24 protein-coding genes are annotated in these 23,807 nt (G+C 62.9%); 15 read left to right on the top strand and 9 right to left on the bottom strand.

Features of this window, described 5'->3' with window-relative positions; translation table 11 throughout:
- Positions 1–19 precede the first annotated feature (19 nt).
- The 3 genes from ACO06F_RS02020 to ACO06F_RS02030 all read left to right on the top strand — a co-directional run bounded on the left by ACO06F_RS02020 (position 20) and on the right by ACO06F_RS02030 (position 2,507).
- Positions 20–901, top strand: a complete 882-nt coding sequence (locus tag ACO06F_RS02020) for a DMT family transporter (protein WP_421695033.1) — start codon at positions 20–22, stop codon at positions 899–901.
- Positions 888–1,502, top strand: coding sequence for an HD domain-containing protein (locus tag ACO06F_RS02025; RefSeq protein ID WP_421695034.1), 615 nt, complete (start codon positions 888–890; stop codon positions 1,500–1,502). Before ACO06F_RS02020 ends, ACO06F_RS02025 begins: the two co-directional genes overlap by 14 nt.
- A gap of 75 nt (positions 1,503–1,577) precedes the next feature.
- Positions 1,578–2,507 carry a DMT family transporter gene (locus ACO06F_RS02030; RefSeq protein WP_421695035.1) on the top strand — a complete coding sequence of 310 codons (930 nt, stop codon included), beginning with the start codon at positions 1,578–1,580 and terminating at the stop codon, positions 2,505–2,507.
- 12 nt (positions 2,508–2,519) lie between these two features.
- Here the strand turns inward: ACO06F_RS02030 and ACO06F_RS02035 are convergent, their stop codons facing one another.
- From ACO06F_RS02035 to tpiA, 9 genes are all read right to left on the bottom strand, one after another.
- Positions 2,520–3,167 (bottom strand): hypothetical protein, encoded by a 648-nt coding sequence (locus ACO06F_RS02035; protein WP_421695036.1) that lies wholly within the window; start codon positions 3,165–3,167, stop codon positions 2,520–2,522.
- A 4-nt stretch (positions 3,168–3,171) separates the two neighbouring features.
- A complete protein-coding gene (gene eno / locus ACO06F_RS02040) occupies positions 3,172–4,449 on the bottom strand; it encodes a phosphopyruvate hydratase (protein WP_421695037.1) in 1,278 nt (425 codons plus the stop codon).
- A gap of 83 nt (positions 4,450–4,532) precedes the next feature.
- Positions 4,533–5,369 carry a 3-deoxy-8-phosphooctulonate synthase gene (kdsA, locus tag ACO06F_RS02045; RefSeq protein WP_421695038.1) on the bottom strand — a complete coding sequence of 279 codons (837 nt, stop codon included), beginning with the start codon at positions 5,367–5,369 and terminating at the stop codon, positions 4,533–4,535.
- The gene (locus tag ACO06F_RS02050) at positions 5,366–5,818 is read right to left on the bottom strand and encodes a PaaI family thioesterase (RefSeq protein ID WP_421695039.1); all 453 of its coding nucleotides are present in this window, start codon (positions 5,816–5,818) and stop codon (positions 5,366–5,368) included. Before ACO06F_RS02050 ends, kdsA begins: the two co-directional genes overlap by 4 nt.
- A 7-nt stretch (positions 5,819–5,825) precedes the next feature.
- The gene (locus ACO06F_RS02055; RefSeq protein ID WP_421695040.1) at positions 5,826–8,189 is read right to left on the bottom strand and encodes a DUF3772 domain-containing protein; all 2,364 of its coding nucleotides are present in this window, start codon (positions 8,187–8,189) and stop codon (positions 5,826–5,828) included.
- A gap of 3 nt (positions 8,190–8,192) precedes the next feature.
- Complete coding sequence (locus ACO06F_RS02060; protein WP_421695041.1) at positions 8,193–9,821, bottom strand: CTP synthase; 1,629 nt, start codon at positions 9,819–9,821, stop codon at positions 8,193–8,195.
- A gap of 87 nt (positions 9,822–9,908) precedes the next feature.
- On the bottom strand, positions 9,909–10,343 hold the full coding sequence (gene secG, locus ACO06F_RS02065) for a preprotein translocase subunit SecG (RefSeq protein ID WP_421695042.1): 435 nt from the start codon (positions 10,341–10,343) through the stop codon (positions 9,909–9,911).
- Positions 10,344–10,389: 46 nt separating this feature from the next.
- Positions 10,390–10,860 carry an L-2-amino-thiazoline-4-carboxylic acid hydrolase gene (locus tag ACO06F_RS02070; protein ID WP_421695043.1) on the bottom strand — a complete coding sequence of 157 codons (471 nt, stop codon included), beginning with the start codon at positions 10,858–10,860 and terminating at the stop codon, positions 10,390–10,392.
- A complete protein-coding gene (tpiA, locus tag ACO06F_RS02075; protein ID WP_421695044.1) occupies positions 10,860–11,618 on the bottom strand; it encodes a triose-phosphate isomerase in 759 nt (252 codons plus the stop codon). The genes ACO06F_RS02070 and tpiA overlap by 1 nt, the downstream gene beginning before the upstream one ends.
- Before the next feature lie 147 nt (positions 11,619–11,765).
- Here tpiA and ACO06F_RS02080 point away from each other — a divergent pair, with 147 nt between their 5' ends.
- The 12 genes from ACO06F_RS02080 to ACO06F_RS02135 all read left to right on the top strand — a co-directional run bounded on the left by ACO06F_RS02080 (position 11,766) and on the right by ACO06F_RS02135 (position 23,805).
- A complete protein-coding gene (locus tag ACO06F_RS02080; protein WP_421695045.1) occupies positions 11,766–13,652 on the top strand; it encodes a SurA N-terminal domain-containing protein in 1,887 nt (628 codons plus the stop codon).
- A gap of 35 nt (positions 13,653–13,687) precedes the next feature.
- Complete coding sequence (trpE, locus tag ACO06F_RS02085) at positions 13,688–15,208, top strand: anthranilate synthase component I (RefSeq protein ID WP_421695046.1); 1,521 nt, start codon at positions 13,688–13,690, stop codon at positions 15,206–15,208.
- Positions 15,205–15,777 carry an anthranilate synthase component II gene (locus tag ACO06F_RS02090; protein ID WP_421695047.1) on the top strand — a complete coding sequence of 191 codons (573 nt, stop codon included), beginning with the start codon at positions 15,205–15,207 and terminating at the stop codon, positions 15,775–15,777. The genes trpE and ACO06F_RS02090 overlap by 4 nt, the downstream gene beginning before the upstream one ends.
- Entirely contained in the window at positions 15,777–16,790 is a 1,014-nt protein-coding gene (trpD, locus tag ACO06F_RS02095) for an anthranilate phosphoribosyltransferase (RefSeq protein ID WP_421695048.1), read from the top strand. The genes ACO06F_RS02090 and trpD overlap by 1 nt, the downstream gene beginning before the upstream one ends.
- Complete coding sequence (gene trpC, locus ACO06F_RS02100) at positions 16,790–17,584, top strand: indole-3-glycerol phosphate synthase TrpC (RefSeq protein ID WP_421695049.1); 795 nt, start codon at positions 16,790–16,792, stop codon at positions 17,582–17,584. Before trpD ends, trpC begins: the two co-directional genes overlap by 1 nt.
- Positions 17,581–18,057, top strand: coding sequence for a cyclic pyranopterin monophosphate synthase MoaC (moaC, locus tag ACO06F_RS02105; protein WP_421695050.1), 477 nt, complete (start codon positions 17,581–17,583; stop codon positions 18,055–18,057). Before trpC ends, moaC begins: the two co-directional genes overlap by 4 nt.
- Positions 18,058–18,061: 4 nt before the next feature.
- A complete protein-coding gene (glp, locus tag ACO06F_RS02110; RefSeq protein WP_421695051.1) occupies positions 18,062–19,267 on the top strand; it encodes a gephyrin-like molybdotransferase Glp in 1,206 nt (401 codons plus the stop codon).
- Positions 19,268–19,368: 101 nt separating this feature from the next.
- Positions 19,369–20,076 carry a transcriptional repressor LexA gene (gene lexA, locus ACO06F_RS02115; RefSeq protein ID WP_421695052.1) on the top strand — a complete coding sequence of 236 codons (708 nt, stop codon included), beginning with the start codon at positions 19,369–19,371 and terminating at the stop codon, positions 20,074–20,076.
- Between the two features lie 161 nt (positions 20,077–20,237).
- A complete protein-coding gene (locus ACO06F_RS02120) occupies positions 20,238–20,852 on the top strand; it encodes a glutathione S-transferase family protein (RefSeq protein WP_421695053.1) in 615 nt (204 codons plus the stop codon).
- Between the two features lie 54 nt (positions 20,853–20,906).
- Entirely contained in the window at positions 20,907–22,118 is a 1,212-nt protein-coding gene (locus ACO06F_RS02125) for an FAD-dependent monooxygenase (protein WP_421695054.1), read from the top strand.
- 75 nt (positions 22,119–22,193) lie between these two features.
- Positions 22,194–22,532, top strand: a complete 339-nt coding sequence (gene hspQ, locus ACO06F_RS02130; protein ID WP_421695055.1) for a heat shock protein HspQ — start codon at positions 22,194–22,196, stop codon at positions 22,530–22,532.
- Between the two features lie 142 nt (positions 22,533–22,674).
- Positions 22,675–23,805 (top strand): efflux RND transporter periplasmic adaptor subunit, encoded by a 1,131-nt coding sequence (locus tag ACO06F_RS02135; RefSeq protein ID WP_421695056.1) that lies wholly within the window; start codon positions 22,675–22,677, stop codon positions 23,803–23,805.
- The last annotated feature ends 2 nt before the right edge of the window (positions 23,806–23,807 follow it).

The raw sequence follows: 23,807 nt of genomic DNA on the forward strand, positions 1-23,807 counted from the left end.
ATGACCACCGGATGACCTCATGACCGGCGACACCAGGGAGAACAGGACGCGCGGCATACTCTGGATGCTTGCCACCATGTTCTGCTTCATCTCGCTCGATACGATGGTGAAGTATCTCCTTGAGACCTACTCCCTGGTGGAGGTGACCTGGGCGCGCTTTTTCTTTGCAACCATCGTTGCCATTCTTGCCTGCGGGCGGAAGCTGCCCGCACTTTCAATCAGCCGCCACCCCAGGCAGCAATTGCTGCGATCGGTGTTCCTCATGGCCACGACCGGCGTGTTCAACGCCGGAATCCGCACCACGCCGCTGGCGACGGGCACCACCATCATGTTCCTCAATCCCGTTCTCGTGACCATTTTCGCCGTTCCCATGCTGGGGGAGAAAGTGGGGTTGCGGCGCTGGATGGGGGTCATCCTCGGTTTCATCGGCGCGGTGATCGTGGTGCGGCCGTGGGAGGAAGGGCTTGGCGCCTATGGCCATGGCGTGCTGTTCCTGCTGGCCGCTGCGGTGCTCAATGCCAATTACCAGATCCTCACGCGCAGGGTGCGGCAGGATGATCCGCTCACGTCGCTTCTCTATACGGCTGCTGCGGGGGCAGTGGTGACGAGCCTGCTTGTGCCGTGGTTCTGGTCCTGGCCGACGGCCTTCGACTGGCTGTTGCTGGTGGGCACGGGGGTTGCGGGCGGCCTCGGACACCTGTTCCTGATCCGCGCCTTTACGGCGGCACCGGCCTCTGTGGTTGCACCCTTCTCCTACTCCTCGCTGATCTGGGCGGCGCTATTCGGTTTCGTCATATGGGGCGACTGGCCTGACCTGTGGACGTGGGCTGGCGCTGCGCTTATCATTGGGTCTGGGCTCTACATCTTTCACAGGGAGCGATTGTCATATGAAGAGCGTTGAATTCACCGCCATGAAGGACGGCACGCGCGAGGACTATCTGTTCCTCAAGCCGCTCGAGGACGAACATGTGAAGGGCACCGCCGAGCGCGTGCTGCGCGAATTGCGGCTGCAGGAGGACGAGACACTTCCCGGCTACAAGATCAGCCGCCTGACCCATGGGTTGCAGGCCGCCAGCCGTGCGCTTCACGAGGGGGCCGATACCGACTGGGTGGTGGGCGCCCTCCTCCATGACATTGGCGACGGGCTGGCACCTCAGAACCATGACCGCTTCGCGGCCGAGATCCTCCGCCCCTTCATGCGAGAAGAGGTCGTCTGGACGATTGAGCACCATGCATCGTTCCAGATGTATTATTATGCGCATCACTATGGCTGGAACCAGCATGAGCGCGAGAAATACCGCGACTCGGCCTATTACCAGTCCTGCGTCGATTTCTGCGAGCGCTGGGATCAATCCTCTTTCGACCCCGCATACCCCACGGAGACGCTCGATTTCTTCGAGCCGATGGTGAGGGAGGTGTTCTCACGGAAGGCGCATGACGCGGCCGTGCAGCAGAAGGGCGTGGTGAAAGGCCTGCCGCCCCTCATGGCCGCCGCGGAATAGGCGTTACGCCGCCTTCGGACCAAACATGCCGCGCCGTGACGGGCAGCCCCCCTTGTGCCGCAACATGCTTCGGGGATGACCAGATCCACCCTCGTGATGAGCCGGACGCTCGCCGGCGTCCTCTCGCTCTGCGCGGGGGTATTCATCTTTTCGCTTCAGGACGCGATCCTGAAAGGCCTGAGCGGCAGCCACGCGGTGACGCTGGCCATTGTGGTGCGTTCACTTGTGGGCATTCCCATCCTGCTTGCCATGGTGCATTTCGAGAGTGGGCTTGGCGCGCTGCGCACCCGGCACTGGAAACTGCTGATTGCGCGCGGGCTGATCCTTCTCGTCTCCTACACCACCTATTACATGGCGTTTCCGGTGCTGCCGCTGGCGGAGGCGGTTGCGCTGTTCTTCACTTCTCCCATTTTCGTCACCCTGCTCGCTGCCGTTTTCCTGCGGGAGAAGGTCACGCTCAAGTCCTGGGCGGCGGTCATCACGGGATTCGTGGGTGTCATCATCATCCTGCGGCCCGGCACCGGCCTGTTCGAGCCCGCTGCACTGCTGAGCCTGTTAAGTGCAGCCGCCTATGCCCTCTCCATGGTGCTGGCAAGGCGTTACAGTTCGGATGAATCGACCACCGTCATGGCGTTCTATGTGAATGGCGTTTATCTCGTGGCCGCGGGCCTCGTCGCCCTGGTCTTCCAGTCCCTGGGCCTCACCGCCTCCGTCCACCCGAGTCTCGATTTTCTGGTGAGGGCATGGGCCATGCCAGACCTGAAGGACCTGCTGCTGATGGGGCTGTGCGGCGTCATCGCCGCCCTCGGCATGACCTTGCTGACCCACGCCTACCGCCTGGCGCGGGCCAATGTGGTGACGGTGTTCGAATACACCGGCATGCTGTGGGTGCCGCTGTGGGGCTTCCTGTTCTTCGCCGAGGTGCCGAAGTTCACTACCGTGATCGGCACGATCATCATCATCGCTGCAGGAATTTTCGCGGTGCGGAGCGCGAAAGGGCCGTGAGGCTGAGCCGCCTTAGGGCGCCACGCGCTCGCTAAGGATCCGGAAGTCGCCCACGTAGCTCTTGGTGACACCCGGCTTCCCCGCGATGCGGAGGATGACGCCGGTTCCCTCCACACGGCCCGGAATGGCGAAGGTGGTGGCCTCCTGGGATTGCGGCAGCCTGAAGCTGTAGACGGGAAGACCCGCGCCGAACTGGCCTTCGGGCAGAACCGTCACGTCCACCGTGGAGGCCATGCTGGCGGTATCGACACCTTCGGGCGGCAGATACTCAATCGCCGTCACCTCGCGTGCCTGGTGGCCCGGAAAATTTACCTGCACATTGAGTTCGGTGTCCGGCGCTGCGATCGCAAGGAAGGTGTCGCTCGCACCGTCGAACAGGCTGGAGAAGCTGTAGCGGTCCGCGCTCGAATCCTTCAGTGCGGCGGCGAAGTTGGCGCCTGACGCCAGATCCACGGTTTCGGTCTGGAGATCGGGCGCATCGCTTTTGGATATGACTTCATCCTCCGCCATCGCGCCTTGCTTCTGCGGATCGAGGGAGACGGTGACGGTCACTGGCTGCTGTGCGGCATGGTTCGGCTGAAAGGTCTGATAGGCGGCAAGCGCCACCCCCGCGATCGCGGCCAGGCTCGAGATCACGACGTGAAAATTGGTGAGCTTCACCGAACTAGGCTTTGAGGATGGAACGTCCCGCATATGTCGCCTGCGACCCCAGTTCTTCCTCAATGCGAAGAAGCTGATTGTATTTGGCAAGCCGGTCTGAACGCGCCAGCGAGCCTGTCTTGATCTGGCCGCAGTTTGTGGCAACAGCAAGGTCCGCGATGGTGGAATCCTCGGTCTCGCCCGAGCGGTGCGACATGACGGCCGAATAGCCTGCCTTGTGCGCCATCTCCACGGCCTCGAGTGTCTCCGTCAGGGAGCCGATCTGGTTGACCTTGACGAGGATCGAATTGGCGATGCCCTTCGTAATCCCCTCTCGCAGGCGGTTGGTGTTGGTGACGAAGAGATCGTCCCCCACCAGCTGGTGCGTCTTGCCGATCAACACCGTCACCTGCTTCCAGCCATCCCAGTCATCTTCCGACATGCCATCTTCGATCGAGAAGATCGGATAGGCGTTGGCGAGTTTCGCCAGATATTCTGCCTGCTCGGCGATCGAGCGCTTCTTGCCCTCGCCCTCATAATCGTAGACGCCGTTCTTGAAGAATTCGGTGGCGGCGCAGTCCATGGCCAGGAACACGTCCTCGCCCGGCTTGTAACCTGCCTGCTCCACCGCCTTCATCACGAAATCGAGCGCGGCTTCGGCGGACGGCAGGTTCGGCGCGAAGCCACCTTCATCGCCCACATTGGTGTTGTGGCCCGCCTTCTTCAGCGCGGCCTTGAGCGTGTGGAAAATCTCCGCGCCCATGCGCAGCGCCTCGCGGAAGGAAGGCGCACCCACCGGCATCACCATGAATTCCTGGAAGTCGATCGGGTTATCCGCATGAACGCCGCCATTGATGATGTTCATCATCGGCACGGGCAGCGTGCGCGCGGCGGCACCGCCCACATAGCGGTAAAGCGGCAGGCCCGTTGCATCCGCCGCAGCCTTGGCGGTGGCGAGCGAGACGCCCAGTATGGCATTGGCACCGAGGCGTGCCTTGTTGGGCGTGCCGTCGAGCTCGATCATGGCGCGGTCGATTGCAATCTGGTCTTCGGCTTCCATGCCTGCGAGGGCATCGAAAATGTCTCCATTGACCGCGGCCACTGCCTTGGTGACACCCTTGCCGAGGTAGCGCGACTTGTCCCCATCGCGCAGTTCGACGGCCTCGTGCGCGCCGGTTGACGCGCCTGACGGAACGGCGGCGCGGCCCATGGAGCCGTCTTCGAGCACCACATCCACCTCAACCGTCGGGTTGCCGCGGCTGTCGAGAATCTCGCGGGCGGTGATGTCGATGATGGTGGTCATGGCCTTGTCCCCTGATGTCGCGGAAATCTGGCAGGGTTTATGGCCGGAGGCCGGGCCGTTTGCAAGGCGGCAAAGAGCGGGTTCTAGGCCGCCTGCCCCTTCGCCACAGCATCCAGCGCCATGAGCGTCCGCAGCAGTTCCTCCAGCTGGTCCAGCGGCACCATGTTGGGGCCGTCGGAAGGCGCGTTGTCGGGGTCCTCGTGGGTTTCGATGAAGACACCCGCAACCCCCACCGCCACGGCGGCGCGGGCGAGCACCGGCACCATGCGGCGGTCGCCACCTGAGGAGGCGCCCTGGCCTCCCGGCTGCTGCACCGAATGGGTGGCATCGAAGATCACCGGCGCGCCGGTCTCCGCCATGATGGGAAGGGCCCGCATGTCTGAGACGAGCGTGTTGTAGCCGAAGGAGGCGCCGCGCTCGGTCAGCAGCACATTGGGGTTGCCGCTGTCCACGAGTTTGGCCAGCACATTCTTCATGTCCCAGGGTGCCAGGAACTGGCCCTTCTTGACATTGACTACACGGCCCGTCTTCGCCGCCGCAATCAGAAGATCGGTCTGGCGGCAGAGGAAGGCGGGGATCTGCAGGACATCCGCCACGGTTGCGACCTCCGCGCACTGGCCGTTCTCGTGAACATCCGTCAACACGGGAAGGCCCAACTCACGCTTGATGTCCGCGAAGACGGCGAGCGATTTTTCCAGTCCCATGCCGCGGCGGCCCGTCAGGCTGGTGCGGTTCGCCTTGTCGAAGCTCGATTTGTAGACGAGGCCCATTCCAAGCCGGTCACAAATCTCCTTGAGCCTGCCCGCCATCATGAAGGCATGGTCCCGGCTTTCCATCTGGCAGGGGCCGGCAATGAGGGAGAGCGGCAGTGCATTGCCGAAGCGGACGGAGCCCGCGGACACAGTCTTGTTCGTCGTCATGTGGGATACACCAGAAATGTGCCCGAGCCATGGGCGTAGAGTTTGCCTTGTTCATCAACCAGCTTTGCTTCCGCGGTGAACATGGTGCGGCCGGCGTGAAGCACGGTTCCGATGCACAGCAAACGGCCCACATCGGCATGAAGTTTGCGGACGTAGTTGACCTTCAGTTCGATCGTGCCATAGCCGATGCCGGCCGGAAGCCTGGTCTGCACGGCGCAGCCCAGGGCGGAATCGAGAAGCGTTGCGGCATAGCCGCCGTGGATGCGCATTTGCGGATTGTAGAATTTGGGAGACGGGAAGGCTTCGAAAGTCGCCGTCCCCTCCTCCGCCGCAATCAGGCGCATGTTCATCGTCTCGGCCATGGCAGAGCCATGCCAATCATTGATGAGGTGCTTCAGATATTCGAGGCCGCTCTGTGCGGGGGCGGGCTTCCCGGAATTCTCGTCCATGCCGGTCCTATGGTTTCGCGGCCTGGAATACCGCAACGGGCTGGGCGATGCTAACGTCCTTTTCGCGCAGCTGCTTCAACAGGCTGAAGCGGATGTCACTCGCAACCTGGGAGCCCTGCAGCACGTCAGAGACGAAGGCCCGCAACTCAAAATCGAGTCCGCTCTTGCCGAAATGGGCGAACACCACGGCGGGTGCCGGGTGGGTGAGCACCTTGGGGTGGGCGCGGGCCGTTTCCAGCAGCAGGGTGCGGACAACCTCGGCATCGCTTTCATAGTCGACGGTGAGCGCGATGGTGAAGCGGCCCATGTCATCATTGTGGGTCCAGTTCTTCACCGGCTCGCTGACGAGCGCGGAATTGGGCAGGATGATGGAGCAGGCATCGAAGGTTTCGATTTCCGTCGAACGCACATTGATGCGGCGGACGATGCCTTCCCCTTCCGGAAGGGAAACCCAGTCTCCCACGCGGATCGGCCGTTCCGCGAGGAGGATCAGGCCCGAGACGAAATTGTTGATGATCGGCTGCAGGCCCAGGCCGATACCAAGGCCCAGAGCACCTGCGATCAGCGCCAGGCTGGAGAAATCCACCCCCGCCGCGGTGAGCGCAAACACCGCGGCCAGCAGATAGCCGGCATAGCTCGACCCCTTGATGATCGAGTCCTGAACGCCCCTGTTGATGCGCGTGTCGGAGAGGATGCGGCGGTCAAGCCAGCTGTTGAACAGCTTGGTGGCCAGAACGCCCACAATCAAAATCATCGCCATCACGGCAATGGTGCCGGGAAGAATGGTGATGTCGCCGATCTTGATCCCCAGGGCCAACGTGTTGACCAGGCCGCGGAGGTCAACCCAGGTCAGCGTCCAGAGCAGCAGAAGCAGCGGAATTCCGGCAACTACCAGAATGAGATCGACCACGGTGCGGAAGATCAGGCCCATCCGCTCGATTGCCCGCTCACCGAGGCCGGTGACGCGCCTCAGGAAAATACCGAAGCTCGATTGCGGATCGAAGCTTGCGGCGACGGTTGCATCGAGCAGATGGTAGATGAGGAACACCACCACCAGCACCATGCTGGTGCGCACGATCTGGTGGGCAATGTAGTCAGCCAGCGCAAGATTGCCGAGCAGCAGAGCCCCGAAGCCGATGAAGATCAGGAGCCAAGCGAAGGGCACGAGCCTCGAGGCCCAACGGAAATAGAGGCGCCGGCCGCCGGGGTTGGGCAAGCCGTCCTGATTGCGCAGCACCAGCAAGGTTGCGGCGGTGAGGCTCAGCAGGATCAGGGCGCCAAGGGCGGATTGGCCGAGCGTGTAGCTCAGATTGAGGAAGAGCCCTTCCGAAATCCTGCCCAATTGCGTGTTGAAGGATGCAACGAACGCCGTGAGGCCGACGAGCCAGGTGAATTTCACCGCCGCATCGTCGTCCATGTCAACGACGCGGATGTCCGGGCGGCCCGGGGCTGCCAGCCTGCGGCCCAGCACGTAATAGAACAGGGTGGCGAAAGCAAAATCGCGCAGCGAATCCCACAGCATCACGATGCGCGGCGTATCGTCACTGAAATAACCGCTGGCCTCCAGCGAGAACCGGATGGGAATGAACAGGATCAGCAGTGCTGCGAAGGTGACGATCAGCGCCCGGAGGATGATCCACAGGCGCGTCATGTCATCAATGGGGCGGGCGCGGCTGGAATAGCGCGTGAGCCAGTTGCCGACGCTGCGGTGCAGAATTCCGTAGCCGATGATGCCGATCATGGCGATCAGCGGCACGAGCAGCAGGCCCAGCGGATTGGCCGTCGCGCTCACCTGTGACCACCAGGTGCCAAGCAGCAGCGACAGCCGGCTCATCAGCATGGTGATGCCGAGCCCGGCGTCATACCAGAGATCGGGATTGAGGATCGAGCGGCTGCGATCAAAGATGCGTGCGAAGAACTGGTCGCGCTGCAATGTGGAGGCCGCGCTCGACCCCTGCTCTGCACCCAGCGCCGTCAGGTCGAACTGGGATTTGAGACTTTGCAGCCGGTCCCGCGTTGCCGTGAGCTCGGCGCGGGTTTTGGCGGCGGCCGGGTCCTCATTCTTGCCGTCGGCGGGTGGTGGGCCCAGTGAGTTGAGCTGCTGGGTGACTTCCGCGAGCGGGGCCATGACGCGGATGGAGCGTTCCGCCGAGGAGGTGCGGATCTTTTCGAGATCGGCCTTGAGATTGAGGAGATCCTGATCGCTTAAGTCCGGCCGGCGCAGAACCTGCGTTGCCGCATCGAGGTCTGCACGGTACTTCGCCAGCGCCCGGTCGCTCTCCCCCAGTATTGCCTGGTCGAACGCAAATGCTGCAGTAATTGCAATATGAAGCGCAATGAGAGCCGCAAGTGCTATTCTGACTGCGCGCATGGCTTACACCAGCCGGCTTTGTTCAATGGCCGCGGCGATGAAGGATTTGAACAGCGGATGCGGATCGAACGGCTTTGACTTGAGCTCGGGGTGATATTGCACGCCGATGAACCATGGGTGATCGGGATATTCCACCGTTTCGGGCAGCAAGCCATCGGGCGACATGCCGGAGAAGGCGAGACCCGCCTTCTCGAGTTGCTCCCGGTAATGGGTGTTCACCTCGTAGCGGTGGCGGTGGCGCTCTGAAATATGGGTGGCGCCATAGATACCAGCAATCTTGCTGCCCGGCTTCAACTCCGAATCATATGCCCCAAGGCGCATGGTGCCCCCCAGGTCACCGCCCTGCTTGCGAATTTCGAGCTCATTGCCCTTCATCCACTCCGTCATCGTGCCGACCACGGGCTCACTGGTCTCGCCGAATTCGGTGGAGCTTGCATTGCCGATGCCGCAGAGGGAGCGCGCTGCCTCAATGCAGGCCATCTGCATGCCGAAGCAGATGCCGAAATAAGGCACCTTGCGGATGCGGGCGAAGGTTGCAGCCTTGATCTTCCCCTCGGAGCCGCGCTCACCGAAGCCGCCGGGCACCAGAATGCCATGCACGCCATCGAGATAGGGGGCTGGATCTTCCTTCTCGAAGACCTCCGACTCGATCCAATCCAGCTTCACCTTCACCCGGTTGGCAATGCCGCCATGGACGAGGGCTTCCTGAAGCGATTTATAGGCATCAAGCAGGCCCGTGTATTTGCCGACCACCGCAATATTCACCACGCCCTCGGGCTGGGTGATGCGCTGCATGATGTCGGTCCAGCGCGAGAGATCCGGCTCCTTCACATCCTTGAAGCCGAAAATCTCGAGGACTTCCCTGTCCAGGCCTTCAAGGTGGTAGGCGCGCGGCACATCATAAATCGAGGTCACGTCCAGCGCCTGGATCACGGCGGAGGGCCTCACATTGCAGAACAGCGCAATCTTGCGGCGCTCGTTCACGGGGATTTCGCGGTCCGCGCGGCACAGCAGGATATCGGGCTGGATGCCGATCGAGCGCAGCTCCTTCACCGAATGCTGCGTGGGCTTGGTCTTGAGCTCTCCCGCGGTCGGGATATAGGGCAGAAGTGTCAGATGGATATAGAGGCAGTCACCCCGCGGCTGCTCCTGGCCGAACTGGCGGATGGCCTCGAAGAAGGGCAGGCCTTCAATGTCACCCACCGTGCCGCCGATCTCCACCAGCACGAAATCATAGCCGTCGTTTCCGGAGCGGATGAAATCCTTGATGGCATCCGTCACATGGGGAATCACCTGCACCGTGCCGCCCAGGAAATCGCCGCGCCGCTCCTTGGCGATGATTTCCTGATAGATGCGGCCGGTGGTGATGTTGTCCTGCTTGTTGGCGTGGCGGCCGGTGAAGCGCTCATAATGGCCGAGGTCGAGGTCGGTCTCGGCCCCGTCATCAGTCACGAAGACTTCGCCGTGCTGATATGGGCTCATGGTGCCCGGATCGACGTTCAGATAGGGATCGAGCTTCCTGAGCCTCACCGAGAAGCCACGCGCCTGCAGCAGCGCACCCAGTGCTGCCGATGCCAGACCCTTGCCGAGAGAGGAAACCACGCCGCCAGTAATGAAGATGTATCGCGCCATGGAACTTCACCCTATCTGCTTCAAAACACGTTTGAAAGCCCGGAAACGGGGTTTCCGGGCTTTGTGGATAACTCGCAGGACGCGAACTTACGGTGAGACCGGAACCTGAGGCTGGGCCGGCACAGCGGGGGCGAGCTTCGGCAGCACGGAGCTGTCTCCGCCCGAAGTACCCTGCGCCGGGGACGTCTGGCTACCGGACGTGGCAGGAGGCGTTACAGTGTCAATGACAGAGCCCGACCCTCTGTGCGTGGCGATGACCGTCAGGGCAATCGACGTGCAGAAGAAGCCAACGGCGAGATACGCCGTGGTCCTGGTCAGCGCATTGCCCACGCCGCGGGCAGTGAAGAGATTGCCAGATCCGCCCCCGCCGCCGCCAATTCCGAGAGCACCGCCTTCAGAACGCTGCAGCATCACCACGGCGATGAGCGACACGGCGATGATGAGATGAATGACGAGAATGACGGTTTCCATGGCGTTCCGGGACTTTCCGATCGAATTGCGGGCTGGCTTTACCCGCTTCATATGGGGAAAGCAACCATGCGGGGCAAGGCGGGGCTTGCGGTTTGGCTCAGCCCTTGGCGGCGTAGCGGTATCTGAAGGTGCAGCAGGGCGCACCTTCCATGATGGTCTGCTTCCGCTCCAGCGTGATTGCCGGGTCGTAGCCTTCACAGAACGTGCCGTCACGGTTGCAGGAAAGGAGGTGGCCAACCTTGCCAAGGCCCATCTCCTTGTAGGTTTCGGCATAGCGGCAGCGGGTGATGTCGAAGTCGAAGGCCTCCTCATCGGCCCGCAGAACCTTCATTTCCAGGGCGCCATCGGCCGTCCAGAGCTCATACAGCTTGACGAAGGAGGACATGGAGGTCTGGCCCCCTTCCCTTTCGGCAAAGTATTTCCCTTCGGCGATGGCCGCCTTGCGAATCGCGGCGTCGAGAATGGCGCTCGCCTTCTCTTCGCCGATCTGGGCCACCATTTCCGCGAAGATGGGGCCGATCACCTGTGCCTGGAGACGGCGCTTGGTGAGGGTCGGGATTTCGCTCATCAGGCATAAACCTTTATGATACCGAGGAAATCTGACGCCTTGAGGCTGGCGCCACCGACCAGTGCGCCATTCACATTGGGCTGGCTCATGAGTTCGGCCGCGTTTGCGGGCTTCACCGAGCCTCCATAGAGAATGCGGACACCCTTGCCCTCCCCCGCCATCAGCCCTTCCAGCTCCTTGCGGATCAGGCTGTGGACTTCCGCCACTTCCGCCGTCGTCGGCGTAAGGCCGGTGCCGATGGCCCAGACCGGCTCATAGGCGATCACCGTGTTGGCAGCTGTGGAGCCGGGCGGAAGCGAGCCCTTGAGCTGGCTTGCCACCACGTCCAGCGTCTTACCGCCCTTCCGCTCCTCCAGCGTTTCGCCGATGCAGATGATCGCGGTGAGGCCGGCGCGCTGGGCGGCCTTGGCTTTGTTGAGCACCGTTTCATCGGTTTCCTGGTGGTTGGTACGGCGCTCGGAATGGCCCACGATCACGGCCGTGCAGCCCGCTTCCTTCAACATTTCGGCCGAAATATCTCCGGTGTGGGCGCCGGAGGCGGCGGCGTGGCAATCCTGGCCGCCCAGCTTGATCTTCGAGCCCTTCAGCACGGATTTGACCCGGCGCAGGATGACGGCGGGCGGGCAGACCATGACCTCGGCCTTCAGCTTCACGTCCTTCAGCATGGCCGCGAGGAGGCGCGGCTCCTTCAGCATGGCGACGCCGCCGTTCATCTTCCAGTTCCCGGCGACCAGCGGCCGCGGCCCTTCACTTGCCATTTTTCCCTGCTCTCTGCTTCGAGGTCCTTGCGAAACAGCCTCTTAGCAGACGCATCCCGCCCTTGCGAGGGGTTGAGCGGCTACCTATAGTGCGCCGCGCCCGCAAGAGGGCCTTTGATTTTGAGATTCTGAAAGGGACGATCCGAAATGATGGACACCATGCGCGCCGCCGCCAAGAGCTGGGTGGCGAAGCTCCTGATCGGCATGCTGGCCGTGAGCTTCGGCGTATGGGGCATTGCAGACGTGTTCCGCTTCGGCAGCGCCACGGACCTGGCGACGGTCGGCAAGCAGGAGATCACCGTCAACCAGTTCAATGAGGCCTTCCAGTCCTACCTGCAGAATCTGAGCCGCCAAACGGGCCAGTCGATAACCCCTGAGCAGGCGCGCGGGCTGGGAATTGACCAGGGCGTTCTCAACAATCTGCTGCAGACCGCTGCACTGGACAATGAGGCGCGGAACCTGAAGCTCGGCGTGTCCGACACGTTCCTCGCCCATGACGTGATGGGAAATTCGGCCTTTCAGGATGCCGCCGGCAAGTTCGATGCCGACCGCTTCAAGCAGCTCCTCTCCCAGAACGGCATGAGCGAGGCCTCCTTCTTCGCCGAGGAACGCCAGCGCATGCTGCGCCAGGCGCTGACTGCGACGGCGGGTGAAAACATCCCCATCAACAACGGCATGCTCGAAGCGCAGTACCGCTATGACAGTGAGCAGCGCGATGCCCGCTATTTCGTCGTGACGACGGCCGACAGCGAGGTCGCGGCGCCGACCGACGGCGAGATCGCCAAGGAATATGAGGCGAACCCCGCCGCCTACACGGCCCCCGAATACCGCTCCGTCGCCATCATCAAGGTGGAGCCCTCCGACGTCGCGGCCAAGATCAGCCTGACGGACCAGGACATCACCGACGGCTACGCCAAGTACAAGAGCGAGTATTTCACGCCGGAGAAGCGCACCATTCTGCAGATCACCTTCCCCAGCGCCGCGGATGCCGATGCCGCCAAGCAGAAGATCGCAGGCGGTGCTGACTTCATGGCTGTTGCCAAGGAGCGCGGCTTCACCGAAGCGGACGTGACCTTTGCGGATAAGACCAAGTCCGATTTCATCGACCCTGCCGTGGCCGATGCCGCCTTCAGCTTGGCCGTGGGCGCTGTGAGTGACCCGATCAAGGGGGCGCTGTCGACGGCACTCGTCAAAGTCGTGTCGGTGACGCCCGAGAACCAGCAGAGCCTCGATGACGTCAAACCGCAGCTGACCGAGCGCCTGAAGCTCGAGCGGGCGGGCGAAGAGATCCAGTCGATCTATGACGCGATCGAGGATGACCGGGCAGCGCAGACCAAGTTCGAGGACATTGCGTCCAAGGCCGGTGTTCCCTTCACCCTTATTCCCGCCATCGATGCGCAGGGCAAGGACAAGGCGGGCAAGGACGTCGACCTTCCGCACAAGGACGACGTGTTGAAGGCCGCCTTCAACAGCGACGTGGGCGTTGAGAATGACGCGATCTCGCTCGACAATGGTTACGTGTGGTATGAAGTGCGCGAAGTGGTGCCTGCCGCACTGAAGCCCCTGGACCAGGTGAAGGACCAGGCGAAGGCCGCCGTCATCGCCGATAAGGTCAAGGCCTTGTCGGAGGAGAAAGCCAAGAAGCTCGTCGAGCGCGCCCGGACGGGTGCCAAGCTCGAAGACCTCGCAGCGGAAGCCAAGGCCCAGATTCAGACGGCGCAAGGACTGCGCCGCACCGAAACCGGCGCCAGCTTCGGCAATGCAGCCGTGCGCGCGCTGTTCGCCGTGCCGGAGAACGGCTTTGCTTATGCGGCCGAGCCCGATGGGCGCGGCGCGCGGGTGATGCAGTCCGAACCCGTCATGCTGCCGGCCTTCGACCCCAATTCCCCGGATGCCAAGAGCATCGCGGAAAAACTGAAGCCGCAGATTTCGGATGCGGTTCTCACTGCCTATCTCACGGCACTCCAGACCCAAGCCGGCGTCAGCATCAACGAAGGCCTCTGGCGAAACATCGCGGGACAACAAACGAACTGATACTCCCCCCGTGACCTATTCGCCGGAACATAGAGATGATCATCACGCCCGACCAAGAGAGCTTCGCCCGCGCCTATGAGCGGGGCGAGCCGCAAATCGTATCGACCAGGCTTGTAGCCGACCTCGAAACGCCTGTTTCCGCCAAGCTGAAACTCGCCCGCAACGCACGCTATTCCTTTCTCCTGGAATCAGTTGAAGGCGGCGCCGTGCGCGGCCGCTATTCCATCATCGGGCTCAACCCGGACCTGATCTGGAAGGTGGAGAACGGCAAGGCCTCGATCAACCGCAAGGCGGGACTTGATCCCGACGGCCCTTTCGATGCGATCGACCTCCACCCGCTCCAGGCTCTTCGCGCGCTGCTGGCCGAAAGCCGGATCAAGCTCGCCGAGGATGCACCACCCATGGCCGCCGGCGTCTTCGGCTATATGGGCTATGACATGGTGCGGCTGATGGAGGATCTGGGGCCGCCCAACCCCGATACGCTGGGGCTTCCCGATGCGGTGCTGATCCGCCCCACCATCATGGCAATTTTCGACAGCGTGAAGGACGAGGTGACCGTCACCTCCCCCGTCTATCCCGATCCGGGCGTTTCCGCAAAGGCCGCCTTTGCACGCGCAAGCGAGCGGATCGGCGAGATCGTGGACGCGCTGGACCGCCCGCTCGATCACCTCGCCCTGGCGGACGTCGATGCAGCGGCGATCGGCACCCCGCGCTCCAACACCTCGCCCGAAGACTACAAGGACATGGTGCTCAGGGCGAAGGAGCTGATTGCGGCGGGTGACATTTTCCAGGTGGTGCTGTCGCAGCGCTTCGAAACCGAGTTCACGCTGCCGCCCTTTGCGCTTTACCGCTCACTCAGGCGGGTGAACCCTTCACCCTTTCTCTATTATCTCGATTTCGACCGCTTCTCGGTGATCGGATCGAGCCCGGAGATTCTGGTGCGCGTTCGGGATGGGAAGGTTTCCATCAGGCCGCTCGCCGGCACCCGGCGCCGCGGCGCCACGCCTGCAGAAGACCGTGCGCTGGCGGAAGAATTGCTGGCCGACCCCAAGGAGCGCGCCGAGCATCTGATGCTGCTGGATCTGGGCCGCAATGACGTGGGCCGCGTGGCCGATATCGGCTCGATCAAGGTGACGGACAAGTTCGTCCTCGAATATTACAGCCAGGTGATGCACATCGTGTCCAACGTCGAGGGCAGGCTCTCGAACAAGTTTGATGCGATTGATGCCCTCGTCGCGGGCTTTCCCGCGGGCACGGTTTCCGGTGCGCCAAAGGTGCGGGCCATGCAGATCATCGATGATTTCGAGAAGAACAAGCGCGGCGTCTATGCCGGTTGCGTTGGCTATTTCTCAGCCGATGGCGAGATGGACACCTGCATCGTTCTGCGCACCGCCATCGTGAAGGACGGCAAGATGTATGTGCAGGCCGGTGCGGGCGTGGTGGCGGACAGTGTGCCGGAGGCCGAGCACCAGGAATGCGTGACCAAGGCCAAGGCGCTGTTCCGCGCGGCCGAGGAAGCCGTGCGCTTTGCCGGCCGGGCCGGGAGGGCGCAATGATTATCCTTATCGATAATTACGATAGCTTTACTTACAATCTCTATCATTTCCTGGGTGACATTGGCGCCGAAACCGTGGTTCACCGGAATGACAAGATCAGCGTGGGCCAGGTGATCTCTGCCAGGCCCGAGGCGATTGTCATTTCGCCCGGCCCCGCCACGCCCAATGAAGCGGGAATCTGCCTGGAGCTGATCGAGAAGGCCTCCGAGACGATTCCCATCTTCGGCGTCTGCCTCGGACTTCAGTCCATGGGGCAGAGCTTCGGCGGCAAGGTGATCCGCGCGCCGGCCCAGATGCATGGCAAGACAAGCCCCATCCACCACACGGGGAAAGGCGTCTTCGATGGCCTGCCGCAGGACTTCACCGCAACGCGCTATCACTCGCTAATCGTGGAGCGGGAGAGCCTGCCGGACTGCCTTGAAGTCACCGCGGAAGCCGATGGCCTGATCATGGGCCTGCAGCACAAGACGCGGAATGTGCATGGCGTGCAGTTCCACCCGGAAAGCATCGCTTCCGAGCATGGCCATCAGATTCTGAAGAACTTCCTCACGCTGGCGAGGGCACGCTGATGGCCGATCTGAAACCCTTGATCGCCAAGGCCGCCGCTGGAACGCCCCTCACCCGGGCCGAAGCGCGCGAGGCCTTCAATGTGATGATGTCTGGCGAGGCCACACCCTCCCAGATCGGCGGCTTCCTGATGGCGCTCCGCGTGCGTGGCGAAACGGTGGATGAGATCACCGGCGCCGTCGAGATCATGCGCGAGAAGATGCTGCCGGTGGAGGCGCCAGCCGGCGTGATCGACATCGTGGGCACCGGCGGGGATGCATCTGGGTCTTACAATATCTCAACCTGTGCGGCCTTCGTGGCGGCAGGTTCGGGTTTGAAGGTCGCGAAGCACGGCAACCGGGCACTTTCCTCGCGCTCAGGCGCGGCCGATGTGCTGATGGCGCTGGGCGTCAAGATCGATATTCCGCCTGAGGTGATCTCGGCCTGCATCACGGGGGCGGGTGTGGGCTTCATGTTCGCGCCGTCTCACCATTCATCGATGAAGCATGTCGGCCCATCCCGCGTGGAACTCGGCACGCGGACGATCTACAATCTCCTCGGGCCCCTTTCCAACCCGGCGGGCGCCAAGCGCCAGGTGACGGGCGTCTTCTCGAAACAGTGGGTGGAGCCCCTCGCCCGGGTTCTGCAGAATCTCGGCAGCGAGGCCTGCTGGATCTGCCATGGCGAAGGCGGCATGGACGAGATCGTGCCCACCGGTACCACCTGGATTTCGGAATTGAAGGACGGAAAGATCACCAGCTTCGAAGTGACGCCCGAAGCCGCTGGGCTCAAGCGCTCATCCATTGAGGATCTGAAAGGCGGCGATGCGGCGCAGAATGCGGATGCGCTGCGCCATGTGCTGGCGGGCAAGCCCTCTGCCTTCCGCGATGCCGCCGTGATGACGGCGGCAGCGGCGCTGATCGTGGCCGGCAAGGCAATGGACCTTGCGCAGGGTGTGGCCGACGCGCAGCAGGCAATCGACAGCGGGCGCGCCGAACAGGCACTGGCCGCCCTCGTGGAGGTTTCAAACGGCTGATGGCCACCATTCTGGACAAGATCGCCGCCTATAAGCGCGAGGAGGTGGCCAGGGCCAAACAGGCCCTGCCGCGCTCCGAACTCGAGGCCCGCGCCAAGGCCGCACCGCCGGTGCGCGGCTTCGCCAAGGCGCTCGATGCCAAGCGGGCGCAGGGCCAGTGGGGGCTCATCGCGGAGATCAAGAAGGCCAGCCCTTCCAAGGGGCTTATCCGCGCCGATTTCGACCCGCCATCCCTTGCCCTCGCCTATGAGGCAGGGGGTGCTGCCTGCCTTTCCGTGCTCACCGATGCGCCCTCCTTTCAGGGGGCGCCCGAATTCCTCACCGCGGCGCGGGCGGCCTGCGGCCTTCCGGCGCTCCGCAAGGATTTCATGCTCGATACCTGGCAGGTGGCCGAGGCCCGCGCCTGGGGTGGAGACTGCATCCTGCTGATCATGGCGATGATCGATGATGCGCTTGCAGCCGAACTCGAAGCAGCCGCCGAAGACTGGGGCCTCGATGTGCTGATCGAGGTTCATGACGAGGCTGAACTGGCGCGCGCCCTGAAGCTCCGTTCACGGATGATCGGCGTCAACAATCGCGATCTCCACACGTTCAACACCTCGCTCGAGACCACCGAGCGCCTGGCGCCGCTGATCCCCGCTGGACGGATGGTGGTGGGGGAAAGCGGCCTGTTCACGCCGTCTGACCTGGCGCGGCTCGCCACACTTGGCGTCAACAGCTTTCTCATCGGCGAAAGCCTGATGCGGCAGGAGGATGTGGCGAAGGCAACCCGTGCTATCCTGACCAAGCCATGAGCCGCCTGACCCATCTCGACGCCGAAGGAAACGCCCATATGGTGGATGTTTCCGAGAAGCATGTGACCAGCCGCTCCGCCACTGCCAAGGCCGTTGTTGAGATGGAGGCAGAGACGCTGGCCCTCATTCTCGAAGGCAAGGCCAAGAAGGGTGACGTGATCGCCACGGCGCGGATCGCCGGCATCATGGCCGCGAAGAAGACCCATGAGCTGATCCCGCTGTGCCACCCGCTGATGATCTCCAAGGTTTCCGTCGCGTTCGCGCCGGATGTTGCCGCCAGCACCATTGAGGTGACCGCGACCGTCAAGGTCGAGGGCAAGACGGGCGTGGAGATGGAGGCGCTCACTGCCTGCTCGGTTGCGGCCCTCACCCTCTATGACATGCTGAAGGCCGTCGATCGCGGCATGAAGATCACCAATCTCAGGCTGGTCGACAAATCCGGCGGCAAGTCCGGACATTTTACTGCGGAGTAATGCCATGGCCCTGATGCCCGTTGAAGAGGCCCGCGCGCGCATTCTGAAGGCTGTGCGCCCTGTGGCGGTTGAACGGGTGGCGCTGGACAAGGCCCTGGGCCGGGTGCTGGCAAAACCCGTCAAGGCCACCCGAAATCAGCCGCCCTTCGATTCCTCCGCCATGGACGGCTATGCCGTGATCTCAGCCGATGTGGCGGAGGTCCCTGCCCGCCTCACCGTTGATGGCGTGTCCGCCGCGGGCCATGGATTTGCCGGCAAGGTGAAGCGCGGGCACTGCGTGCGCATCTTCACAGGGGCGCCCGTGCCCAAGGGTGCCGATGCCGTGGTCATCCAGGAGAATGCGGAGGTGACGGAAAGGGGCCTCGTCACCATTCAGCAGCCGGTGAGGCCTGAACAGAACGTGCGCTTCGCGGGTCTCGATTTCAGGAAGGGCGAGGTGCTGCTCGAGCCGGGTCTTAGGCTCACGGCGCGCGACATTGGCCTCGCCGCCGCCGCCAATGCCGCAGAGCTTGCCGTGCGCCGCCGCCCGCGCGTGGCGCTGATTGCCACGGGGGATGAGCTGGTGCTTCCGGGGGGCAGCCCCGGGCCTGATCAGATCGTCTCGTCGAACAGCCATGCGCTTGCCGCCATGGCCGCGCATCTGGGTGCCGAGGTCATCAACTTCGGGATTGTGAAAGACAGCCTCAAGGCCACGGAGCGGGCGATTGCGCGCGCCTCATCGGCCGATATCCTGCTCACCACCGGCGGCGCCTCAGTGGGGGACCATGATTACGTGCAGGAGGCGTTGAAGAATTCCGGCGTTGCCATCGACTTCTGGAAAATCGCCATGCGGCCGGGAAAGCCCTTCATGTATGGCAGGCGCAAGGGGCAGCATGTGCTGGGGCTCCCCGGCAATCCCGTGTCGGCCCTGGTCTGTGCCCGGTTGTTCCTCAAGCCCCTGATTGACGCGCTGCTGGGGCTGCCGGTCTCCGACGATTTGGTCGAGGCGCGGCTCGGAGTGTCAATGAAAGAGAACGACAACCGGCAGGACTATGTGCGCGCGACGGTGGAAGAGAATGCCGACGGCAGCCGCATGGTTACCCCCTTCAACAAGCAAGATTCTTCGATGCAGCGCACCTTTCGCAGTGCACAAGCGCTGATCGTGAGGCCGCCCCATGCACCCGCGGCAAGCGCACGTGACGTCGTTAAAATCTTACGTCTCGACTTCTGAACAGTTACAGAAAGTAAACAGTTGCAGAACTAAAAGGGTACGGATATCTTTGTTTTGGATTTGTTCCGATTCTGGACAACGAACATCGAGAGAACCGGCCAATGTTGACGCGGAAGCAACTTGAACTCCTCCTGTTCATCAATGAACGCCTGAAGGAGGAAGGCGTGCCTCCTTCCTTCGAAGAGATGAAGGAAGCGCTGAACCTGCAGTCCAAATCGGGCGTGCACCGCCTGATCGTGGCGCTTGAGGAGCGTGGCTTCCTGCGGCGCATGCCGAACCGGGCCCGCGCCCTCGAGGTGCTGAAACTGCCTGAGAGCCATTCGCCAAGCCTCACGCCGAAGAAGGCCCCGGGCTTCACGCCCAATGTCATCCAGGGCAATCTCGGCCGCGTCAAACCGGTCAACGCCACAACGGACGGCGCGCCGCGGGCAGCCGTTGTTCCGCTCATGGGCCGGATCGCGGCAGGTGTTCCCATCTCCGCCATCCAGGATCATACCGCCAACATCACCGTTCCACCGGAAATGCTCACGGACGGGGAACATTTCGCGCTGGAGGTCAAGGGCGACTCGATGATCGAGGCCGGCATTTTCGACGGCGACACGGTCATCATCCGCAAGGGCGATACGGCGCACAATGGCGATATCATCGTGGCTCTCGTCGATGATGAAGAGGCGACCCTGAAGCGCCTGCGCCGCAAGGGCGACTCGGTTGCCCTCGAGGCTGCCAATCCCTCCTATGAAACGCGCATCTTCGGGCCTGATCGCGTGCGCGTTCAGGGCCGGCTGATCGGGCTTCTGCGAAAATATTGAGGATGCTCTGGCGGGCCTGATCGCGTGCGCGTTCAGGGCCGGCTGATCGGGCTTCTGCGAAAATATTGAGGATGCTCTGGCGGGCCTCGTGCGGCATTGCCCTTGGAACAGTGCCGCGCTTGTCCTAACCTCTCCGCTCCAAGCCAAGGAGTGCTGCCCCCATGAAAATCTACGGCGACATGATTTCGCCCTTCGTCCGCATGACCATCGTCACCGCCCATGAAGTGGGTCTGGGCACACGGATCGAGCATGTGGTGGAGGCGGTGAAGCCTACCGAAGTGAATGCGAAGCTCAGCAGCCTCTCGCCCATCGGCAAGATTCCTGTCCTCGAAACTGACCATCACCATGGAATTTACGATTCCCGCGTGATCATCGAATATCTCTGCCATGTGGCGGGGAATTCGACCCTGATCCCCGATGATGGCGTGAAACGCTTCCGGGTGCTGACGCTGCAGGCCTTGGGCCAGGGCATGGCCGATGCCGCCGTGGCCTATCGCTATGAAACCGCCGCGCGCCCCAAGGGCCTGCAGTGGGAAGATTGGATCAGCCGCACCATGGACCGGCAGCACGCCGCCTTCGACGAGCTTGAATCGAGCTGGATGGAGCTTCTCTCCGAGGTCAATGCGGGCTCCATCGCTGTGGCCGTGGCCCTGTCCTATATGGATTTCCGCCTGCCGGATCTTCACTGGCGGAATGGCCACCCGAAGCTCGGTCACTGGCACGCGGCGTTCTCCGGCCGGGAGAGCATGGTGAAGACCGCCCTCACGCAGAAGTGACTGCGGCCAAGAGAGACCTTGCAAGGACGGCGCGCGGAGTCCAGTTTCCGGGTCATGAGCGATTTTGATGTGATCGTGACGGGGGCGGGCCCCGCGGGCCTTGCCGCTGCCTGCCTTCTTGCACTGGACGGCCGGCGCGTGGCGCTGGTGGCGCGAACGCCGGGCGATCAAAGCGACCCCCGCACCGTGGCGCTGATGCAGCCGTCGATCCGCCTGCTGATGCATCTGGGCCTCTGGCCCGGACAGCTGAAGGCGGAAACCCAGCCCTTGCGCAAACTGAGGCTGGTGGATGACACGGGCTCACTGTTCAAGGCGCCCACCATCACCTTTGACCCGGCAGAACTTGGCGAAGATGCCTTCGGCTGGAATTTTCCGCTGGGGCTGCTCATCCCCGCCCTGTCCCAGCGTGCGGCCGAACTGGGCGTCCAGATGACGGGTGCCGATGCCGCCACTGCACAGAGCTCTTCTGATGGCGTGAGCGTGACGACGGCGGCTGGCCAGCGGATCGAAGCGCAGGTGGCGCTGGCAGCCGACGGGCGCAACTCACTGCTGCGGGATGCGGCGGGGATCCGCACCAACCGCTGGTCCTATGACCAGTCCGCCCTGGTGACGAGCTTCGATCATACAGGTACACATGACGGGATCTCGACCGAATATCACAAGGGGGCCGGCCCCTTCACCACAGTGCCGATGCCGGGGGACCGCTCATCCCTGGTCTGGATGGAGCGCCCGGCGCGCGCGGCCGAGCTGATGGCATTGAGCGACCAGGAGCTCGGCGCCGAAATCCAGATCGGAACCCACGGGGAACTCGGCCGGATCTCAAATCTGGGGCCCCGCCGCCTGTTTCCGATGCAGGGGCTGGTGGCGCGGGATTTCGCGAAGAACCGCATCATCCTCATCGGGGAAGCCGCCCATGTGGTGCCGCCAATCGGTGCCCAGGGACTCAACATGTCCCTCCGCGATGCGGCACAGGCCGCTGACTTGATGGAGGGCGAGGCAGACCCCGGAAACGCTGACATTCTGAACCGCTATGACGCGCTGCGGCGGCGGGATGTTCAGCCGCGCCAGCAGGTCATCGACATGATGAACCGCTCGCTGCTGTCAGGCTTTCTGGCGCTCGAGACGGGCCGGGCGGCGGGCATGGCGCTTCTGGCGCAATTCGGCCCCCTGCGCCGCGCGGTGATGACATATGGCCTTGCGCCCTCAGGCGGCCTTCCGCGCGTTATGCGGGCCCCTGCCCCAGAGCCCCCAGTGCTGCTTGCCTGACACACTCCCCCGCCAAATTGTGCATGGAGGCCCAAGACCCTTGCCTTCCGCGCTACACCTTGGCAATCAAGGGTAATGCGCAGCGCGTTGACAGCGAAGTTCGGGATCGGTCAGGTTGTGCGCCACCGGTTGTTCTCTTTCCGTGGCGTGATCATCGACGTCGACCCCGTGTTCAACAACACGGATGAATGGTGGAATTCGATCCCCGAGGAAATCCGCCCGCGCAAGGACCAGCCCTTCTACCACCTGCTGGCCGAGAACGATGAAACCGAATATGTGGCCTATGTCTCCGAGCAGAACCTGCTGGTGGACGATTCAGGCGAGCCGGTGCGCCACCCCCAGGTGCATGATTATTTCGAAGGCTATGACAACCGCCGGAAATCCTACCGGCCGCGGGACATGCAGCAGCACTGACGGCTGCCCGCCACTAGGATTAGACCGAAATTCTCTTGACTTTTTTCCTACACTCTGCTAGGAAACCGCAATCACGCGCTTCCTTTTGCGTGCAGTCGGGCTTAATCAGGTTGAGGTCGATTCGAAGGGTGGGGGACGGATCATGAAGATTGCAGCAAGAGCCGTTATGATGGCGTTGGCGCTCATCCTGGCCCCGCTTCTGGGGGGCTGTGACGAGGCCGTCCAGCCGGTTGCAGCACCTGCCCCTCCTCCCGCGGTCAGCGTGGTCAAGGCCGAACTGCAGGACCTGCGTGCCTCCGTCAGCTTCAGCGCGCGCGTCGAGGCGCTGCACAAGGTCGATCTCCGCGCCCGCATCGAGGGCTATCTCGACAAGCAGAATTTCGCCGAAGGTGCGACCGTCAAGACCGGCGACCTGCTCTACGTGATCGAAAAGGCGCCCTATGAGGCAAAGGTTGCAGCGGCCGAGGCTTCAGTTGCCACCGCACGCGCCCGCTTCGACCGCACTGAAATCGAACTGAAGCGGCAGACCACCCTGGTGATCAAGGAAGCCTCCGCCCAGACGAAGCTGGACGACGCCAAAGCGTCGCGTGATGAGGCCAAGGGCAATCTCGACAAGCTCATTGCCGAACTGGACCAGGCGAAGCTGCAGCTGTCCTACACGGAAATCCGTGCGCCCATCGATGGGCGCATCGGCAAGTCTCTCCTGTCTGTCGGAAGCTTCGTGAGCCCCAACAGCGGTACGCTCGCAACCATCGTGCAGCAGAACCCGATCGGCGTGACCTTCCCCGTGGGCCAGCGCGACATCCTGGCGCTGCGCGAGAAGATGGGGGCCGATGCCACGGCGGCCGACCGGACGGTCTATGTCGAATTCGGCAAAGGCAAGCGCTATGCGGAGCCCGGCAAGGTGGACTTCCTCGATGTGGCGGTGAACACCGGCACCGATGCCGTCAATGTGCGGGCCATCTTCCCCAACCCGCAGGGCATGCTGGTTGACGGGCAGCTGGTGACCGCCGTCGTGGAGGCGGACAAGGCCGAGCCCATGCTGGTGGTTCCGGTCAACGCCGTGCAGATCGACCAGTCAGGCTCCTTCGTGCTGATCGTGAGCGCTGAGAACAAGATCGAGGTGCGCCGCGTGGAGCTGGTGCGCCAGGATGGAAACAACATTGCCATCGGCAAGGGACTTTCAGCGGGCGATCTTGTTGTCGTCGAAGGCGTGCAGAAGGTGAGGCCCGGCCAGACCGTCGAGGCGACACTGATCAAGCCGGAGGCCTGATC

Source organism: Aestuariivirga sp. (assembly GCF_965227715.1).
Taxonomy (GTDB): Bacteria; Pseudomonadota; Alphaproteobacteria; order Rhizobiales; family Aestuariivirgaceae; genus Aestuariivirga.

Bases quoted from the DNA above. Each gene is read 5' to 3' on its own strand.
- tpiA (WP_421695044.1), bottom strand. From the start codon at position 11,618: ATGGCAAGTGAAGGGCCGCGGCCGCTGGTCGCCGGGAACTGGAAGATG.
- ACO06F_RS02090 (WP_421695047.1), top strand. From the start codon at position 15,205: ATGATTATCCTTATCGATAATTACGATAGCTTTACTTACAATCTCTAT.
- ACO06F_RS02070 (WP_421695043.1), bottom strand. From the start codon at position 10,860: ATGAGCGAAATCCCGACCCTCACCAAGCGCCGTCTCCAGGCACAGGTG.
- ACO06F_RS02020 (WP_421695033.1), top strand. From the start codon at position 20: ATGACCGGCGACACCAGGGAGAACAGGACGCGCGGCATACTCTGGATG.
- ACO06F_RS02050 (WP_421695039.1), bottom strand. From the start codon at position 5,818: ATGGACGAGAATTCCGGGAAGCCCGCCCCCGCACAGAGCGGCCTCGAA.
- ACO06F_RS02060 (WP_421695041.1), bottom strand. From the start codon at position 9,821: ATGGCGCGATACATCTTCATTACTGGCGGCGTGGTTTCCTCTCTCGGC.
- ACO06F_RS02055 (WP_421695040.1), bottom strand. From the start codon at position 8,189: ATGCGCGCAGTCAGAATAGCACTTGCGGCTCTCATTGCGCTTCATATT.
- secG (WP_421695042.1), bottom strand. From the start codon at position 10,343: ATGAAGCGGGTAAAGCCAGCCCGCAATTCGATCGGAAAGTCCCGGAAC.
- hspQ (WP_421695055.1), top strand. From the start codon at position 22,194: ATGCGCAGCGCGTTGACAGCGAAGTTCGGGATCGGTCAGGTTGTGCGC.
- ACO06F_RS02125 (WP_421695054.1), top strand. From the start codon at position 20,907: ATGAGCGATTTTGATGTGATCGTGACGGGGGCGGGCCCCGCGGGCCTT.
- ACO06F_RS02030 (WP_421695035.1), top strand. From the start codon at position 1,578: ATGACCAGATCCACCCTCGTGATGAGCCGGACGCTCGCCGGCGTCCTC.
- lexA (WP_421695052.1), top strand. From the start codon at position 19,369: ATGTTGACGCGGAAGCAACTTGAACTCCTCCTGTTCATCAATGAACGC.
- trpE (WP_421695046.1), top strand. From the start codon at position 13,688: ATGATCATCACGCCCGACCAAGAGAGCTTCGCCCGCGCCTATGAGCGG.
- trpC (WP_421695049.1), top strand. From the start codon at position 16,790: ATGGCCACCATTCTGGACAAGATCGCCGCCTATAAGCGCGAGGAGGTG.
- ACO06F_RS02135 (WP_421695056.1), top strand. From the start codon at position 22,675: ATGAAGATTGCAGCAAGAGCCGTTATGATGGCGTTGGCGCTCATCCTG.
- glp (WP_421695051.1), top strand. From the start codon at position 18,062: ATGGCCCTGATGCCCGTTGAAGAGGCCCGCGCGCGCATTCTGAAGGCT.
- ACO06F_RS02120 (WP_421695053.1), top strand. From the start codon at position 20,238: ATGAAAATCTACGGCGACATGATTTCGCCCTTCGTCCGCATGACCATC.
- kdsA (WP_421695038.1), bottom strand. From the start codon at position 5,369: ATGACGACGAACAAGACTGTGTCCGCGGGCTCCGTCCGCTTCGGCAAT.
- eno (WP_421695037.1), bottom strand. From the start codon at position 4,449: ATGACCACCATCATCGACATCACCGCCCGCGAGATTCTCGACAGCCGC.
- trpD (WP_421695048.1), top strand. From the start codon at position 15,777: ATGGCCGATCTGAAACCCTTGATCGCCAAGGCCGCCGCTGGAACGCCC.
- ACO06F_RS02025 (WP_421695034.1), top strand. From the start codon at position 888: ATGAAGAGCGTTGAATTCACCGCCATGAAGGACGGCACGCGCGAGGAC.
- ACO06F_RS02080 (WP_421695045.1), top strand. From the start codon at position 11,766: ATGATGGACACCATGCGCGCCGCCGCCAAGAGCTGGGTGGCGAAGCTC.
- moaC (WP_421695050.1), top strand. From the start codon at position 17,581: ATGAGCCGCCTGACCCATCTCGACGCCGAAGGAAACGCCCATATGGTG.